The organism is Veillonella sp. 3913, from assembly GCF_003992235.1.
In the GTDB taxonomy this organism is placed as follows: Bacteria; Bacillota; Negativicutes; order Veillonellales; family Veillonellaceae; genus F0422.
The window spans coordinates 52669-70670 of record NZ_RQVF01000001.1; the positions used below are offsets into that span (position 1 = coordinate 52669).

The following is an 18002-nucleotide window of genomic DNA, read 5'->3' on the forward strand; positions in this document are numbered from 1 at the left end:
TCATGAGAACAGAAAAATTATTAGAAGAGTTGGAAAATTTAATTGTTACTAGTAACAATATGATTATGACAAATAAAAAATTAATTGAAGAAGAAGAAATTATGCGTATTGTAGATGCATTAACAGAATCTTTGCCTCTTGAATTAGAAGAATCTCGTCGTATTGTAGCAGAGCGTGATCGTATTGTAGCGGAAGGTCAAAAACAAGCGGATGCATTAATTGAACAAGCGAAAGAATACATTCAAAAATTAACAGAAGAAAGTGAATTGGTAAAACAAGCACAAGAACATGCTAATCATATTATTGCAGAGGCTAATAAATCTTCGGAAGAACTCAAAAATAGTTCTATTCAATATGCTAGTGATGTATTCAAATATGTAGAATCTAATTTAGAGCGTACATTAGAAGCATTGCAAGAAAATCGTCAAACATTGCACAAATAACATTAATTAAGCACTTTTTGAGAGGTACTCTTAAAAGGTGCTTTTTATTAAAATTAGAGATTTTTATATTTGCTAGTCATACAAAATTAAAAAAATAAAAGGAGTTTTTATAATTTCGTCGAATACTAACAATATCAGTTTCATGTAATACTATGAGGAGGTATACTATGAATTTTGAAATTCGTAATGGCCACGATTATATTGATGAAGTAAAAGATTTGTTTGTAGAGTATGTACGATCATTAGGAGTATCTGCTAATTTAAGAGAGTTTCATGGACTGGAAGAAAAATATAAAGGTGAAGGTGAAGCCTTATATATTGCCTTTATCGATAACAAACCAGCAGGCTGTGTTGCGTTGCGTTATGTAGATAGTAAAACAGCGGCTATGAAACGGTTGTATGTTCGTCCAGCATTTAGACACAGTTCTTTAGGTACAAATATGGCTAAAATGGTAGTAGAAGATGCTCGTGAATTTGGATATAAAACATTGCTACTAGATAGCTTGCCAAGTATGGAAAATGCAAAAGAATTATATACAAGCTTAGGATTTAAAAAATTAGATGGTACCAAGAAGCCGGTAAAGACAGTAGTTCATTTATCATTACCTCTGTAGAGGTCAATCATTGATGGATTTTATATTCATCATATAAATATGTAAAAAGCTGTAACAAATTATGCTCCTTTTAATTTGTATACAGCTTTTTTCGTGGATAAAGATGTTTTGAGTTTTTATGGATAAAAATATTGATGTATTACTTATCCAGATACTGTATAATAGGGTGAGTATAGAAAGTCTATTAATTGAATTAGTTCTATAGGAAGGTGAGACCTTTGAAGGGTAAGCATATTGTAGTAGGTGTAACAGCAGGAATAGCAGCCTATAAAGCAGTAGAGTTAGTAAGCCGTTTATATAAAGCGGGAGCAGAAGTAAAAGTGGTAATGACGAGAAATGCCACTAAATTTGTGAGTCCCCTTGTGTTTGGTGAAATTAGTAAACACAAAGTGGCTGTGGAAATGTTTGAAAATGTACAGGATTGGAATGTAGAGCATATTGCCTATGCAACTTGGGCAGATGCTTATGTGATAGCACCTGCAACGGCTAATATGATTGCTAAAATGGCGTATGGAATTGCAGATGATATGTTATCTACCCAATTATTGGCGACTACGGCCCCTGTATTTGTATGTCCAGCTATGAATAGTAACATGTATGCCCATCCAACTGTGCAAGAAAATTTATCTATCTTACGTGGTAGAGGTGTTCATGTGCTAGAACCTGACAGTGGACTCCTAGCATGTGGGGTAGAAGGAAAAGGGCGTTTGCCAGATCCGCAAAAAATTATGGACTGGGTGGACTTTCATTTAGGGAAAACAGAACTACTGCAAGGTAAAACGGTTATCGTCAGTGCCGGTGGTACGCAAGAAGCAATTGATCCGGTTCGATATATTACGAATCGATCTAGTGGAAAGATGGGATACGCGGTAGCATTAAAAGCAGCCCAAGCCGGTGCTAAGACAATTTTGGTATCTGCTCCCACAGATCTTGCTGTGCCAATTGGTGTAGAGCGTATTATAGTTTGTTCTGCTACAGAGATGAAAGAGGCTATAGATAGTCACTATGACTCTGCAGATGCTGTGATCATGGCTGCAGCTGTGGCGGACTATCGTGTAGCTGAGGTAGCGGACAATAAAATAAAAAAACAAGAAACTATGACATTAGAGCTAGTAAAAAATCCAGATATATTAGCAAGCTTAGGAGAGCGTAAACAGCAACAAAAATTAATTGGTTTTGCGGCGGAAACACAAGATGTTATTACCTATGGAAAAGAAAAAGTGCGCAAAAAGAATTTGGACATGTTAGTGGCTAACGATGTGAGTAAATCAAATGCAGGATTTGATGTAGATACAAACGAAGTGACATTTATTTATCCTGGAGATCAAATTGTAAGTTTACCTAATATGTCGAAACTTGATGTGGCAGAACGCATCATTCAAGCCTTGGCAGACCTATAAATCTATGCTATAATACATGTTAGTGATTTTAAACTAAGTATTATATGTATGATACAAGTCTCATCAAGAGTAGTGGAGGGAAAGGCCCTGTGAAGCTACAGCAACCATTCCTGATGGAAGAGGTGCTAAATCCAACGATATTTGATCGGAAGATGGGGATATAATTCCTCATCTTGGGATGAGGAATTTTTTTATTGGAGGTTTATTCATGGCAGAAAAACATGTATTTTTCACTTCTGAATCTGTAACAGAAGGTCATCCAGACAAAATTGCTGACCAAATTTCAGATGCTGTATTGGATGCTATTTTAGAAAAAGATCCAACAGCGCACGTTGCCTGTGAAACATTAGTAACAACAGGCCAAGTTCATGTAGTAGGCGAAATTACTACCAATACATATGTAGATATTCCTCACATTGTTCGCGATACAATTCGTGAAATCGGCTATACTCGTGCAAAATTCGGTTTTGATGCTGATACTTGTGGCGTTAACGTAGCGATTGACGAACAATCTGCAGACATTGCGATGGGTGTTGATGAAGCATTAGAATCTCGTGAAGGTGGTAGTGATGCCTTTGATAAAATCGGTGCTGGTGACCAAGGTATGATGTTTGGTTTCGCATCTAATGAAACAGAAGAATTAATGCCTATGCCTATTAGCTTGGCGCACCGTTTATCTCGTCAATTAACAAAAGTTCGTAAAGATAATACTTTGGATTACCTTCGTCCAGATGGTAAAACACAAGTAACTGTAGAATATGTTGATGGTAAACCAAAACGTATTGAAACTATCGTTATTTCTACACAACATGGTCCAGAAGTAACATTGGAACAAATCCAAGCAGATATTAAAAAATATGTTATCGATCCAGTACTTCCAGAAGGATTCATCGATGAAAATACTAAATATTTTATCAATCCAACTGGTCGTTTCGTAATCGGTGGTCCACAAGGCGATGCTGGTTTGACAGGTCGTAAAATTATTGTAGATACTTATGGCGGTATGGCTCGTCATGGCGGTGGAGCTTTCTCCGGTAAAGATCCTACAAAAGTTGACCGTTCCGCAGCATATGCAGCTCGTTATGTAGCTAAAAATATCGTAGCAGCTGGTCTTGCTGATAAATGTGAAGTACAAGTAGCTTACGCAATTGGTGTAGCGAAACCTGTATCTATCATGGTGGAAACATTTGGTACTGCAAAAATCGAAGAAGAAAAAATCTCTGCATTAGTAAGTAAACATTTTGATCTTCGTCCAGCAGGTATCATTGAAATGTTAGACTTGTTGAAACCACATTATAAAAAAACTGCTGCCTATGGACACTTTGGTCGTACAGATGTAGACCTTCCATGGGAACGCACAAACAAAGCAGAAGTACTTCGTAAAGAAGCAGGCTTATAATAGATTAATTTGCCCTTCGCTTTTGAATGATACATATATAGAGGATAAAGACGTATGTCTTTGTCCTCTATTTTTGTTACCCCAGTTGTCATGTATATAAATTATAAGAGTCTAGGTTGTCATGTGTTTACATCTTATAAGAAGATGGAATTAGACTACCAAGTGATTTTGTCCTATCATCTTACTCCTAAAAGAAATTTCATCATATGCAAATGTGTAGAAGTAGGGTATGAAATAGTATGAATCGAAGGTACAAACGTGGTATAATGAAGAGTGTTTAGTCAGGAGGTTATGATGCGTTTAGGTGAAATTATTATTAATCGTCCTGCGAAACAATTGAATAAACCTTTAACCTATGAAATCCCTGATTCATTAGGGAATGTACCTATTGGAACTCGCGTAGCAGTTCCCTTAGGAGCCTCTAAAGAAGAGGGAATCCTTATAGGTTATTGTGACATAGAAAATCCATCATTTGTGATAAAACCCATATTAGCTGTATTAGATCCAACACCTTGGTTTTCATCAGAAATGCTGAGAACAGCTCGTAAGCTTAGCGAGTATTATCTATGTACCCTTGCAGAAGCATTAAGCTTATTTACTGTCGATAAAAGTAAATTAAAATCTTATGACAGACCTAAAATTGAATGGCTTGTGCCTAAGGATTCCTTTCATGTAGAACTATTTGGAGTGAGGAAACAAAAGCAACGTTTGTTGGCGGAATACTTATTAGAACATGGAGCAACCTCAGTAAGTGCCTTACGATTGGCAGGCTTTAGTTTGCCTGTCATTAAGCAAGTAAAAGAATCTTCTCATATCGACATAGATTGGCGGTATGAAATGACGAAAACACGATATGAGGAAGTTGTGGATAGGATAGACATTCCTTTAACTGAGTCGCAGCAGGCTGTATACGAACCTATTCAGAAGTGTATTGCTAACCAGAAAAGTAAAGCGTTTTTACTCCATGGTGTGACGGGTAGTGGAAAAACACAAGTATATCTAAAAGCTGCACAAGAGACGATTCAACAAGATAAGATTGCTATTATTCTTGTTCCAGAAATTGCCTTAACTACGCAAATAGTGCGACGATTTGTAGAGAAGTTTGGTCAAGAAGTGGTCGTTTTTCATAGTCAGTTAACAAAAGCGGAACGTTATAACAATTGGGAACGTTTACGCCGAAAAGACAGCCATATTATTATTGGTGCTCGTTCGGCAGTGTTTGCTCCAACAGAAGACATTGGCCTTATTGTAGTCGATGAGGAACATGACCCATCCTACAAACAACAAGATATGACTCGATATGATGCACGCATGGTGGCTAGATGGCGTAGTGAAAGTCATGAATGTCCTATTATTTTTGGGTCTGCTACACCGTCCGTACAGGCTTATTATTTAGCGAGCCAAGGTATCTATGAGTTACTATCTTTAGAGCATCGTATTTTTCATCAACCTATGCCTAAGGTGACTGTTGTGGATATGAAAGAAGAAATGTTCTATGGGAATTACTCTGTATTTTCTATGGCGTTAGATACTTTAATCCAAGAAACACTACAGAAACGTGAGCAAATCATTCTTTTGCTGAATCGTCGAGGTCATAGTACATTTGTCATGTGTCGTGACTGTGGTAAACCTATCCATTGTCCTCACTGTGATATATCTATGGTATATCATCAAGCGGGGAAGGACTTGCGTTGCCATTACTGTGACCATCATGAAAAAGTGCCTCAAATTTGTCCGCATTGTGGTAGCCATAAAATTAAATTTTTTGGTACAGGCACGCAAAAAGTAGAAGAAGAATTAGCAAAACGTTTTCCACAAGCTAGAATTGCTCGTCTAGATCAAGATACAACTTCTAAAAAAGGAGAATCTCAGCGTATTTTAGAAGCCTTTGGTGCTGGTCAATATGATATTTTGTTGGGCACGCAAATGGTGGCAAAAGGACATGATTTTTCAAATGTTACCGCAGTGGGAATTATTACTGCTGATTCTGTATTGCATATTCCTGTGTATACGGCTTCTGAAAGAACATTTAATTTGCTAACGCAAGCAGCTGGTCGTGCTGGTCGTGGTAATAAATCAGGAAAAGTAGTGGTACAAACCTATAGTCCTGAACATTATGCTATTCAGCACAGCACGCACCATGATTATGTTAGCTTTTATGAGGAAGAAATAGAGGCTCGTAAAGCTTTGTTGTATCCACCAATTGGTGAAATGATACAAATTACCTTATTAGATGAAAAGCTTTCAGTAGTACGAACAAGAGCGACAGAATTAGCCAACACTTTGCGCCAGGCTTGTGAAGGTCAGCGCATTGATATACTAGGGCCCTATGAAAATGGCGCCGCAAAGATACGAGATATGTATCGACTTTGTATTATGATTCGTGGTATTGATTTATCGAATTTAAAATCACACATGTATCATTCAGATATATTTACATTGCCCCATATCTATATAGATGTGGATCCAGTATAGGAGGGACTATGGCAGTTTTAGAAGTCATGAAAACAGGGCATCCTGTGTTAAAACAAATAGCAGAACCGGTAGAGTTCGTAAATAAAAAGATTCGTCAATTATTAGATGATATGGCTGAAACTATGTATAAAACAGATGGTGTAGGCTTGGCGGCACCACAAGTCAACGTATCCAAACGAATTATTGTACTAGATGATGGAAATGGTTTAATTGAAGTCATCAACCCAGAAATCGTGAAAAAAGAAGGTTCTCAAGTAGGCTTAGAAGGTTGTTTGAGCGTACCAGAACTATTCGGCGATGTAGAGCGATATGACAAAATTGAAGTACATGGTATCAATCGAAATAATAAAAAGATAAAAATTAAGGCAGAAGGCTTTTTAGCTCGTATTTTTCAGCATGAAATCGACCATTTAAATGGTATTTTATTTGTGGAAAAGTTAGTGAATCCCAATGAGATTTTTATCCATAAAAAGGAACAACAATAATGAATCCATTACGTATAGTATTTATGGGTACTCCAGATATAGCAGTCCCAACGTTACAGGCTTTAATCGATAGTCCACACACTGTAGTAGGTGTATTTTGTCAACCAGATAAGCCGAAAGGGCGAGGTAATAAGTTACAAATGCCGCCGACGAAAGAGTTGGCATTAGAGCATGATATTCCTGTGTATCAACCAAAATCCTTGCGCAATGAAGAAGCGGAAGAACTATTAGAATCCTTGGCTCCTGATATTGTGGTAGTCATTGCTTATGGAAAAATTTTGCCTCCTTGGCTTATTCATCAGCCTCCTTTGGGGTGTATTAATCTACATGCTTCTTTATTACCGAAATTTAGAGGTGCAGCACCTATTCAATATGCGATTCTTCATGAAGAGTCAGAAACTGGTATGACTATTATGCATATGGACGAAGGATTAGATACAGGTGATACTCTGTTAATGGAACGTATTCCTGTTACAGAAGAGGATACATCTGGTACAATCTTTACAGCTTTGGCAAAATTAGGGGCACAGATGATTGTACCAGCCGTAGATGCTTTACAATCAGGTACGTTAACAAGAGTCCCTCAAAATCATGAAGAAGCTATTGAAACAGGAAAAATTACAAAAGAGATGGGACATCTTAACTTTACAGAACCAGCACATACATTAGCTGCGAAAATAAGAGCTTTCAATCCCAGTCCTGGATGTTATACATTCTTAGAGGGTAAACGGATTAAGTTCTGGCATGCAAAAGTAGACCCTACCTCCAAGTATGCCCCTGAACATTTACAAGGGGCTTGTGGCTATCCTAAAGAGGGGACAATAGTGCATGTAGATAAAGAGTCTTTCAGTATTTTCACTGGTCACGGGGTCTTACGTGTCACAGAAGTGCAGCCTGAAAATAAAAAACGAATGAATGCAGGTGATTTTGCTCGTGGTCATCAGTTAGCAGTAGGAGCTTGCTTTGGCGATGAATAAATCTTATCGTCTATATTTAACAGTGACGGCTGTGGCAATGCTATTGATTTCCATGGTATGGGGTTGGATAGTCTGGATGATGCATCTTAGCTTATCCCAATGGGGACCTGTTGTCGGGCCTATCGTAGAGAGTGCGCTACTACTACCTATATTGATTGGGTGGTCCATGTGGATATACATGGCATTAGTCACAATATATCCTATACAACATCCGATTTTATTGCGACTATCCAATCGTGGGTTATATCTTTTATTTCCTTTGGTCACGGTCTTAGCTAGATGTTTTGGGTATACAAAGGATGAAGTGAGTCAATCCTTGATTGCGTTAATTAATCATCTCGTGAGTACCCAAGTGTATCGTGTGGAACCAGAACGATTATTATTGCTCACACCGCACTGTATACAACTATCTAGCTGTGTACATAAAGTGACTACAGATGTACATAATTGTAAGCGCTGTGGGGGATGCCAAGTAGGAACCTTGCTAGATATTGCAGATACCTATGGATGTCATTTTGTGGTAGTCACAGGTGGTACATTAGCACGTTTAAAAATTAAGGAAATTCGTCCTCAAGCGATTGTGGCTATCGCCTGTGAAAGAGACTTAGTCAGTGGCATGGCAGATGTATTTCCTATTCCTGTGATTGGTGTCTTAAATGAACGACCTTGTGGTCCTTGTTGTAATACGCGAGTCAATACAGAAGACATTAGACTTGTCATAGAAAGGTTACTCTATGGAAACGAAACAAAAGAAAGAATATAAAAACATTCGGCGCCTAGCTATGAAAGCCTTAGTAGATATACATCGAGATAAGAAGTATGCCAATATTGTATTGCCTCAGTATATGATGCAAGAAAGACTAGAGGATTTAGATCGTAGATTCTTTACAGAATTGGTATATGGTGTGGTGCGACGCAAAAACTACTTGGATGCCGTTATCGTTCACTTTACCAAGAAACCGGTTAAAAAATTATCTCCTTTTGTACTAGAAATTCTTAGACTCGGAGTGTATCAATTGCTCTATATGGATAAGGTACCCTCTAGTGCTGCGGTGAATGAAAGTGTAAAGCTTGCCAAAAAAGTGGCACCTGGTACAGACCGTTTTGTCAATGCTGTACTTCGTAATGTAGATCGACAGCGCGAAGATATTGGAGTAGATGCTTTAGCCACTTCGGAAGCGGAGAGAATTTCCTATATTTATAATCAACCTTTATGGCTAGTCCGTTTATGGATAGAGCAACGAGGTCTAGAAGAAACAATTGATCTCTGTGAATGGTTCAATGAAACTCCATTATTGACAGCGCGAGTGAATACTTTACGAATTAGTCGGCATGATTTATTAGAAGAGCTTTCACAGGCAAATTGGGTGGTAGAGCCTAGTCATATGATTCCAGATGCAATTATCATCAAATCTCACAAAGGACAATTGCAGGAAGCAAAATGGGTACAAGAGGGATTGATGACATTCATGGACGAAGCCTCTATGGCTGTGGCTTATGCAGTACAACCTAAACACCATATGCATATTTTAGATACCTGTGCAGCGCCGGGTGGTAAAACATTACATATGGCAACCCTTATGGATAATACAGGAACTATCGTAGCTACGGATATTCATGAACATAAAGTAGAACTGTTGCAGGCAAATGCAAAACGCATGAAAATATCTAATGTGCAACCACAGCAAGGGGATGCTACAGTTAAAGAAGAACAATGGAAAGAGTCTTTTGATGCGGTACTAGTAGATGCACCATGTTCAGGACTAGGAATCTTACAGAAGAAATTAGATATGCGTTGGCGAAAAGAGGAATCTCAATTACAAGAATTGCCAATGTTACAGCAACAAATATTGCAAAATGCTAGTTCCTATGTAAAAGTAGGGGGACATTTGGTATATTCTACGTGTACTATAAATACATTGGAAAATGAAGGGGTTGTAGAAAACTTTTTACGAGAAAACCCTAATTTTATATTAGAAGATGTGGCTCCCTTGTTGCCGTTTGCAGCAGAAGGTCCTATGGTTACTTTATTACCGCATGTATATGATATGGATGGATTTTTTATAGCCCGTTTACGTAAGGAGAGAGCATGATAGAATTACTTGGCCTTTCATTGCCAGCATTAAGTAAAGTTGTGACAGATGGAGGGTTTCCAAAGTTTAGAGCGAAACAGATTATGGATTATATTTATCAACGTCACGTATTCTCTATGGAAGATATGTTACAGCTTCCACAGACAATGCGTGAATGGCTTGCTACACACTGTACAATTACACTTCCTACGGTGGTGCGAGAATCTACTAGTTCTGATGGAAATACGAAGAAATTATTGCTCAGATTTTCTGATGGGCATCAAGTAGAAACGGTACTGATGAAGCAGCACTATGGGAATTCTGTGTGTTTGTCATCTCAAGTGGGATGTGCTATGGGATGTATTTTTTGTGCATCCACTACAGAAGGCCTATTCCGGAATCTGACGGTAGCTGAAATTGTTGGGCAGTTATTATTGTTTGAAAGCATCATCAAAGAAGAAGTCAACTCCATTGTTGTCATGGGATCTGGAGAACCATTACAAAACTTCGATTATACTATGGAAGCATTGCAATTTATTCATGAAAAAGAAAGCTTTAATATAGGCTATCGTCGAATGACTGTGTCTACCTGTGGTTTAGTACCCAATATTTATCGTTTTGCAGAACTGGAACTACCTATCACATTAGCATTATCATTGCATGCTACTACAGATGAAAAACGAAAAGAAATTATGCCTATAGGGGCGACGTATGCTTTACAAGATGTGCTAGACGCTGTGGCAGAATATTATCGACGGACAGAACGCCGTGTAACCTTTGAATATATTTTAATTAAAGATGTGAATACATCTGAAAAAGAAGCTCATGAACTAGGTACTATTGCAAAACAATTTCCTCATTGTAATGTCAACTTAATTCCTGTCAATGGAAATGAACATATTAATTTATATAAACCGTCTATGAAAGCAATGCAAGAGTTTAAGTCTATTGTAGAATCCTACGGTGTATCTGTAACGATCCGTAAGGAAATGGGAGATGAAATCCAAGCAGCTTGTGGACAATTAAAAATACAACATCAACAATCTTTGAAAGAAGGAATGGTATGATTAGTTTAGGAATTAGTAAAACTGGGCTAGTTCGCCAGCGAAACGAAGATCGCTTTTATGCACAAGGACCGCTGTTAATTGTAGCAGATGGTATGGGTGGATATACTGGTGGAGAATATGCTAGTACTATGGTGGTAGACGCTATTGTAAATGTAGTAGAAAAGTCTAAAGAAGTATCTGCTCATGTATTGCGAAATGCCATACTAGAGGCAAATCATATGGTGTATAGAAAAAGCCAATCCTATAAGGAATTAGAAGGTATGGGAACTACTGCTGTTGTGGCTTATGTGCAAAATAATATTTTATATTGGGCTCACGTAGGAGATAGCCGTTTATATATATATGGCGAAAAAGGTTTACAACGCATGACAAAAGATCATTCTATGGTACAACAGTTAGTAGAAGCTGGAACGATTACAGAAGAAGAAGTTCTTCATCATCCTAATCGGAATATGTTAACCCGTGCGATTGGCGTCTATGAATCGGTAGAAGTCGATACAGGGATGATAGAATTACTTCAAAATGACCGAATCTTACTTTGTAGTGATGGTTTATCTGGTTATATTGAAGAATCCAAGATTGAACAAGTTCTCTCTGAAGAACAAAATGAAAATAGAGCGTTAGAAGATTTAGTGCACCTTGTGTATGATGCGGGAGCACGAGATAATGTGACAATCGTACTAGGACGTATATAAAGAGGTGACTTATGGATAGACTTACATTAGTAGGATTGGTCTTTGACCATCGCTATGAAGTACAGCAAAAGATAGGTGTTGGCGGCATGGCCGACGTATATCTTGGAAAAGATACATTATTAGGAAGACCAGTAGCTATTAAAATTCTGCATCAAAATTTTGGTAGTGATCAAGATTTTGTGGCTCGATTTAAGCGAGAAGCGCAAGCTGCTGGTAAATTAAATCATCCCAATGTTGTTAGTATGTATGATGTAGGCTTTGATCAAGGCTTTCATTACATCATAATGGAATATGTATCAGGATGTACATTAAAAGAATATATTCAACATCATGGTAATCAAGTATCTGTGCAAGAGGCTGTAAAAATAGTAGTAGCTATTGCAGAGGGCTTGGAGCATGCACACATGATGGGCATAGTACATTGTGATGTAAAACCGCATAATATTTTAATTACAGATTCTGGTCGTATCAAAGTAACTGACTTTGGCATTGCTCGTGCAATTAATACAGCAGCTACGATGATGTATACAAATTCAGTAATGGGATCAGCTCATTATATTTCTCCAGAACAAGCTAGTGGAAAAAGTATTAATGTGAGTACAGATATTTATTCATTAGGGGTTGTGCTTTATGAATTATTAACGGGAGAAGTTCCTTTTAGAGGAGAGACACCAGTTAGTGTAGCCTTACAACATGTACGTGATCGAGTATTGGCACCACGTATTAAGAATCCACAGATTCCAGCACAGTTAGAGCAAGTTGTTTTGACAGCATTAGAAAAAGAACCTGGTAAGAGATTTGGTTCTATTTCTGAGATGATTCAAGCTTTACGGATGTCTTTAGGTTATCGTGGTAGTACTTCGACACGACCATTACAGCATGACTTTGCTACACAAGTATTACCTCCTATGGAGACAGACACTATGGAAGATGAGGATGACTCACAAGAAGGAATATTGTCAAAACTAGGAAACTTACCACAAAAATATGTCATTGGTGGTGCTGTTTTTGCCTTTTTGCTTGCCTTTTTATGGGCCTTCTTGAGTTTTGGTAACTTTTGGAGCAATTCCACAGTAGATGTACCAAACGTGGTGGGCAAACAATTAAGTGTGGCCACACGATTGTTGGAAGAACGACATCTTCGAGTCTCTAGTTCAGAGGTAACTAACTCTGATGTGCCTGCAGGGCAGGTTATTTCACAGAGTCCTGAGCCAGGTGAAACAGTAAAAGAACAACGGATGGTTCATTTGGTGGTTAGTAAAGGTGCTGGTGATATAACAATACCAGATCTACAAGGGATGAGTTTTGATCAGGCAAGAGAAAAGTTGAAAGCCTTAGGCCTATCAATTGGTAAGATATCCTATGTAAGTGACACTAGTAAAGATGATGGAGTTATTATTAGTCAAGGCTTACAGCCAGGCGGTAAAGCCTCTAAAAATGCAACCGTAGATATTACGATTAATGAAACAAAATCTACCATGGTAGAGATACCTAATGTAGTGGGTATGACAATTAAAGAAGCTAAAGAAGCATTGGGAAATTTAGGATTAAGCATTAGTAAAATAGCAGGCTCTAATGAGGATTCTGCAATTGTAACTGAAGTGAGCCCAGCACCAGGATCTTCCGTAAAACGTGATGAAAGTATTTCTCTAGTAGGGCAAGCAAAAGATGCCAAAAAAGATACTACTAATAGTAAACAAAATGGTACTACAAAAGGTGTAGTAGATATAACCGTACCCAATGGACGTGCCTCCCAGCATATCAAGTTAGTGGTTATTGATGACGATGGCGGTCGTGTTGTCTATGATGGTACCAATGCGCCTGGAGATCGTATTGTGAAAAGCGTATCAGGATCTGGAAATGTACGCGTACAGGTGTACTTAAATAATGCATTAGTACAAGAGCAATCCTTATAGGAGAGACTATGGAACAAGGTGTTGTAATTAAAAATATGAATGGCTACTTTTATGTGCAGACTCTAAATGGAGATGTGCATGAATGTAAAGTACGTGGTCGATTAAAAAAAGAACGATATTCCCTTTTAGTAGGTGATTCAGTGACAATTACAGAAGATTCTTGGATTGATGCGATTGAACCACGAAGAAATTCTTTGCGTAGACCAGCCATTGCCAATATTGACCAAGTCATTGTAGTGGTAGCAGCTAGAGAGCCAGATATTCATCCTCTATTATTGGATCGTTTATTAGTGATGATTCATCATAGTCATATTCCTCCAGTACTAGTGATTAATAAATATGATTTGCACACAGAAGATACGATGAAACTGAAATCTATCTATGAAAATATCGGTTACACTGTAATCTGTACGTCCACATATACTGGTGAAGGGATTGAAGAGTTACGCCATGTATTACATGGTAAAATCAGTGCCTTTGCCGGCCCTTCTGGAGTAGGTAAAAGTAGTTTGCTCAATGCAGTAGATCCGAATTTTGCCTTTCAAACAGGGGCTGTTAGCGATAAGATTAAACGTGGTCGCCATACAACGCGCCATGCCTCTTTATACAGCTTAGATGAAAGTTCCTTTATCATGGATACACCAGGATTTTCAGCTCTAGAGCATACAGGGATGACTGTAGAAGAGTTAGTGCATACATTCCCCGAGTTTGGTGACCATGATAGGGGATGCAAGTTTAGTCCTTGTTCCCATAGTCATGAACCTATTTGTTCTGTGAAAGATGCCTTAGCTAATGGGCAGATTAGTGAGCAACGATACCAATCCTATTTGACGATTAAATCAGAACTTGAAGATCAAAGGAGACGATAAGATGATTCAAATTGCCCCATCTATGTTATCGGCAGATTTTTCAAATTTGCGAGAAGATATTCGTACTATCGAAGAAGGTGGTGCTGACTTATTACATATTGATGTGATGGATGGACATTTTGTGCCAAATCTAACATTTGGTGCTCCTGTGGTAAAAGCATTACGTCCACATACAAAGTTGCCATTTGATGTACATTTAATGGTAGAAAATCCAGGCGATTATGTAGAAGAGTATGCCAAGATAGGTGTGGAGTATTTCACCTTTCATTGGGAAGCTGTGCCACATGCGCATCGTTTGATTCAAGCCATCAAAGCAACTGGTATGAAAGCAGGAGTTTCTTTAAATCCATCTACGCCAGTATCCTTACTGGAAGATATTGCAGAAGGTTTGGATTTAATTCTAATTATGAGTGTAAATCCAGGCTTTGGAGGGCAATCGTTTATTCATAATGCAGTGAAAAAAGTAAAACAAGCTCGAGAATTATTGGATTCTGTAGGTAATATAAAAGCTGTTGTAGAAGTAGATGGTGGTATTAACTTGGAAACAGCTCCATTAGTGCGTGAAGCAGGGGCTACCCTATTAGTAGCTGGTTCTGCTGTATTTGGTGCAGCAGATCGTGCAGAGATGATTGCCAAATTACGAGGCTAATATGATTCGAGTAGGCACAGATATTATAGAAATTCATCGCATGGAACAAGCGATTGAACGGGATAGCTTTTTACAACGAGTATTTACAGAATACGAACGAAACTATGCGTGGGGACGTAACAAACAGGCAGCTGCATCCTTTGCGGGTATCTTTGCGGCGAAAGAAGCTTGTGTAAAAGCTTTAGGAACAGGATTTCGTCATGGCTCTTGGCAGAATATTGAAATTACTCACGATGCATGGGGGGCCCCTGTTCTTACTTGTACAGGCTATTTTGGACAACAAATGAAAGCCTTAGGATACGAAACGTTGCAAGTTTCTATTAGCCATTGTCATGAATATGCTACGAGTACTGTCATTGTATATTAGAGGATAGACCTATGCGACTATTAACACCAAAGCAAGTTAACATAGTAGATCAATATATTGAAAGTTTAGGACTTCCAGTATCTCATTTAATGGAACAAGCGGGACGATCTGTTTTTGAGGTAGTACATAGATACATACAAGAAATAAAGGGGCCAAAGGGAGTTTTGTTTCTTTCTGGCATTGGCAACAACGGTGGTGATGCCTTAGTGGCAGCACGCTTGCTAACAGAAGTTCCTGAAGTGACTCCCTATGTTATTGTATGTGGGAATCCAGAAGAAGGGTCTCCTTTGTTTCAACAACAATGGAAGGTGGTACATACTCTAGAAGATACGATTACGATTGTGCCTGATGAGATGATGCAGTCTAATGGAAATCTAATACCCTCACATATATTACAGGATGTAAGTATTGTGGTAGATGGCGTGTTTGGCACAGGATTTCATGGTGAACTACCCAAACGAATACGATCTATTTTTGAACAATGTAAAGAATGGCGTTCTTATAGTGATACTAGAACATGTATTGCCATCGATATTCCTAGTGGGGTTAATGGTCTGACAGGTAGTGCAGATATATCTTCATTTAGAGCAGATGAAACGATTACATTATTAGCCCCTAAAGTAGGAATACTTTTCTATCCGGGAAGACAATGTGTAGGACATATGAGTATAGGCAGTATCGGATATCCTTTTCCGCATCATGCATTGCGGAAGTCTGATCATAATTGGCCCGAACTCTATTGGAACAATGCAGATTCCTTGTATGTAGAGCCTCGTTCACCTATTGCTCATAAAGGGACCAATGGTCATGTCTATATTGTGGGTGGTTCGCCGGGGATTTATGGGGCACCCATATTAAGTGCTGAAGGAGCTTTACGCAGTGGAGCTGGAAAAGTCACTATTCTGTCTGGTATAAATGAGTTAGATGCGTTGCGTTCCTTGAGTCGTCCTGAAATGATGATTCGTGATAGTAGCGATATAGAACAACTAGATGGGAATAGCACAGTAGTCATTGGCCCTGGTGGTGGCAGAAGCAATAGTGAGAAGAAACATTTACTTCAATGGATACAATCTGTTACAGGTAGCCATATGGTGATTGATGCAGATGGGCTTATAGCTATTGCTAGTGATCTATTGCTATTGAAGTATCGTGCCTATGAATTAGGAAAAGATGATTATATTATTGTACTGACACCGCATTTAGGTGAATTTTCTGTTCTTACAGGAAAAAGTATAGAAGAGCTTAGCAAAGATCCTATTGGATATGCTAGTGAATTTGCAAAAGAACACGGTGTATATGTTGTCCTAAAAGGACAACCAACGATTCTTGCTACTCCATTTGGTAAAATATATCTAACAACGACAGGTAATCCCTATATGGGAACTGGTGGCATGGGTGATGTATTAGCTGGAATAATTGGTTCTATGTTAAATCAAGAACAGGACCCCATGAATGCTATTAATGTTGCTATATATGCCCATAGTCGAGCGGGAGATATAGCACTCGATGATTGTGGTCCAGGATTTACTCCTACAGAAGTGGCACAGCGAATTGGTCGAGTATTACCCTCTATGGATGGATATGTGCGAATGATACCTCTGTGATAATACGTAGAAATTAGAAAGTACTTAAAAATGAAAAAAGCAATATATAAATATCTACTCTTGTTAGGTGTGTTGGTAGTATCACTACTTAGTCTATTGGGCTGTGGAAAAGAACTTTCACAGGCGAATGCAAATGTTGCAAAGACAGAGGTCAGTCAATCTACGCAAGCACCAACTGGTACTATGAAGGTCCATGTACTGGATATCGGACAAGGAGATGCAATTTTACTCCAAATTGGTGATAGATTTTCCATGATTGATACAGGCGATATTGAACATAGACCACAGGTGGTCGCCTTATTAAAAAAACATGGTGTGAAAGAATTAGAAAATGTCATTTTGACACATCCTCATGCGGACCATATTGGCGGTTTCTATGCTATTGCCAAAGCAATCCCGATTAAACATGTCTATGATAATGGCATCGATATCGATAGTGGTACCTATAGAACCTATTTAAAAATGATAGAGACAAAACAGATTCATCGTGAAACACTTCATAAAGGTGATCTTTTAGACTTAGGAAATGGAGCGTATTTTGAGGTCTATGCCCCTTGGAAAGGGGAAGTGATGGCTGACAAAAAAGGTGAAGTTCATCAAAATAATAACTCCATTGTAGGTAAGCTGACATTTGGTAAGTTTTCTATGCTTATGACTGGTGACGCGGAAAAAGAAGAAGAAGCACGTCTTATTAAAGAGCAAAATACAAAAATGTCTAGTAAAGTCTTAAAAGTGGGACACCATGGTAGTAATGGTTCTAGTCAAAAAGATTTTATTCGTTCTGTTCGACCAGAAGCAGCTGTTATTTCTGCAGGTTTACATAATTCTTATGGACATCCTGGTGAGAAAGCTATGGCACGTTTATTGGAGGAACATGTAGATATTTATCGTACAGATACGATGGGGACTGTTACCATTCGGACAAATGGTACAGACTATGATATCCAAAGAGAACGATAATAGAGTGTAC

At 38.3% G+C, this 18002-nt stretch carries 17 protein-coding genes and 1 riboswitch; all 17 genes read left to right on the forward strand.

The window, feature by feature from the left end; all coding sequences use genetic code 11:
• The first annotated feature begins 2 nt into the window (after positions 1 to 2).
• Positions 3 to 443: a hypothetical protein gene (locus EO113_RS00270; protein WP_009353256.1), complete on the forward strand. Its 441-nt coding sequence runs from the start codon at positions 3 to 5 to the stop codon at positions 441 to 443.
• Positions 444 to 610: 167 nt separating this feature from the next.
• Positions 611 to 1057: a GNAT family N-acetyltransferase gene (locus EO113_RS00275; protein WP_009353257.1), complete on the forward strand. Its 447-nt coding sequence runs from the start codon at positions 611 to 613 to the stop codon at positions 1055 to 1057.
• Between the two features lie 218 nt (positions 1058 to 1275).
• A complete protein-coding gene (gene coaBC, locus EO113_RS00280) occupies positions 1276 to 2457 on the forward strand; it encodes a bifunctional phosphopantothenoylcysteine decarboxylase/phosphopantothenate--cysteine ligase CoaBC (RefSeq protein WP_127135182.1) in 1182 nt (393 codons plus the stop codon).
• Positions 2458 to 2514: 57 nt separating this feature from the next.
• A riboswitch (SAM riboswitch) is annotated at positions 2515 to 2616 on the forward strand.
• Positions 2617 to 2665: 49 nt separating this feature from the next.
• Positions 2666 to 3856, forward strand: coding sequence for a methionine adenosyltransferase (gene metK, locus EO113_RS00285; protein WP_127135183.1), 1191 nt, complete (start codon positions 2666 to 2668; stop codon positions 3854 to 3856).
• A gap of 294 nt (positions 3857 to 4150) precedes the next feature.
• Positions 4151 to 6331, forward strand: coding sequence for a primosomal protein N' (gene priA, locus EO113_RS00290; RefSeq protein WP_127135533.1), 2181 nt, complete (start codon positions 4151 to 4153; stop codon positions 6329 to 6331).
• An 8-nt stretch (positions 6332 to 6339) separates the two neighbouring features.
• Complete coding sequence (gene def / locus EO113_RS00295; RefSeq protein ID WP_009353453.1) at positions 6340 to 6816, forward strand: peptide deformylase; 477 nt, start codon at positions 6340 to 6342, stop codon at positions 6814 to 6816.
• Positions 6816 to 7793, forward strand: coding sequence for a methionyl-tRNA formyltransferase (gene fmt / locus EO113_RS00300; protein ID WP_127062224.1), 978 nt, complete (start codon positions 6816 to 6818; stop codon positions 7791 to 7793). The genes def and fmt overlap by 1 nt, the downstream gene beginning before the upstream one ends.
• Entirely contained in the window at positions 7786 to 8556 is a 771-nt protein-coding gene (locus EO113_RS00305) for a DUF116 domain-containing protein (protein WP_127010877.1), read from the forward strand. Before fmt ends, EO113_RS00305 begins: the two co-directional genes overlap by 8 nt.
• Complete coding sequence (gene rsmB / locus EO113_RS00310) at positions 8528 to 9886, forward strand: 16S rRNA (cytosine(967)-C(5))-methyltransferase RsmB (RefSeq protein WP_127135184.1); 1359 nt, start codon at positions 8528 to 8530, stop codon at positions 9884 to 9886. Before EO113_RS00305 ends, rsmB begins: the two co-directional genes overlap by 29 nt.
• Positions 9883 to 10932: a 23S rRNA (adenine(2503)-C(2))-methyltransferase RlmN gene (gene rlmN / locus EO113_RS00315; RefSeq protein ID WP_127135185.1), complete on the forward strand. Its 1050-nt coding sequence runs from the start codon at positions 9883 to 9885 to the stop codon at positions 10930 to 10932. Before rsmB ends, rlmN begins: the two co-directional genes overlap by 4 nt.
• Complete coding sequence (locus EO113_RS00320; protein WP_127135186.1) at positions 10929 to 11627, forward strand: Stp1/IreP family PP2C-type Ser/Thr phosphatase; 699 nt, start codon at positions 10929 to 10931, stop codon at positions 11625 to 11627. The genes rlmN and EO113_RS00320 overlap by 4 nt, the downstream gene beginning before the upstream one ends.
• A gap of 11 nt (positions 11628 to 11638) precedes the next feature.
• Complete coding sequence (pknB, locus tag EO113_RS00325; protein ID WP_127135187.1) at positions 11639 to 13543, forward strand: Stk1 family PASTA domain-containing Ser/Thr kinase; 1905 nt, start codon at positions 11639 to 11641, stop codon at positions 13541 to 13543.
• An 8-nt stretch (positions 13544 to 13551) separates the two neighbouring features.
• Positions 13552 to 14412: a ribosome small subunit-dependent GTPase A gene (gene rsgA / locus EO113_RS00330; RefSeq protein WP_127135188.1), complete on the forward strand. Its 861-nt coding sequence runs from the start codon at positions 13552 to 13554 to the stop codon at positions 14410 to 14412.
• Between the two features lies 1 nt (position 14413).
• Complete coding sequence (rpe, locus tag EO113_RS00335; RefSeq protein WP_127135189.1) at positions 14414 to 15061, forward strand: ribulose-phosphate 3-epimerase; 648 nt, start codon at positions 14414 to 14416, stop codon at positions 15059 to 15061.
• A gap of 4 nt (positions 15062 to 15065) precedes the next feature.
• Positions 15066 to 15428, forward strand: a complete 363-nt coding sequence (acpS, locus tag EO113_RS00340; RefSeq protein WP_038145166.1) for a holo-ACP synthase — start codon at positions 15066 to 15068, stop codon at positions 15426 to 15428.
• A gap of 11 nt (positions 15429 to 15439) precedes the next feature.
• Positions 15440 to 17032 carry an NAD(P)H-hydrate dehydratase gene (locus EO113_RS00345; protein WP_127135190.1) on the forward strand — a complete coding sequence of 531 codons (1593 nt, stop codon included), beginning with the start codon at positions 15440 to 15442 and terminating at the stop codon, positions 17030 to 17032.
• A gap of 30 nt (positions 17033 to 17062) precedes the next feature.
• Positions 17063 to 17992: a ComEC/Rec2 family competence protein gene (locus EO113_RS00350; protein ID WP_127135191.1), complete on the forward strand. Its 930-nt coding sequence runs from the start codon at positions 17063 to 17065 to the stop codon at positions 17990 to 17992.
• Positions 17993 to 18002: the final 10 nt, after the last annotated feature.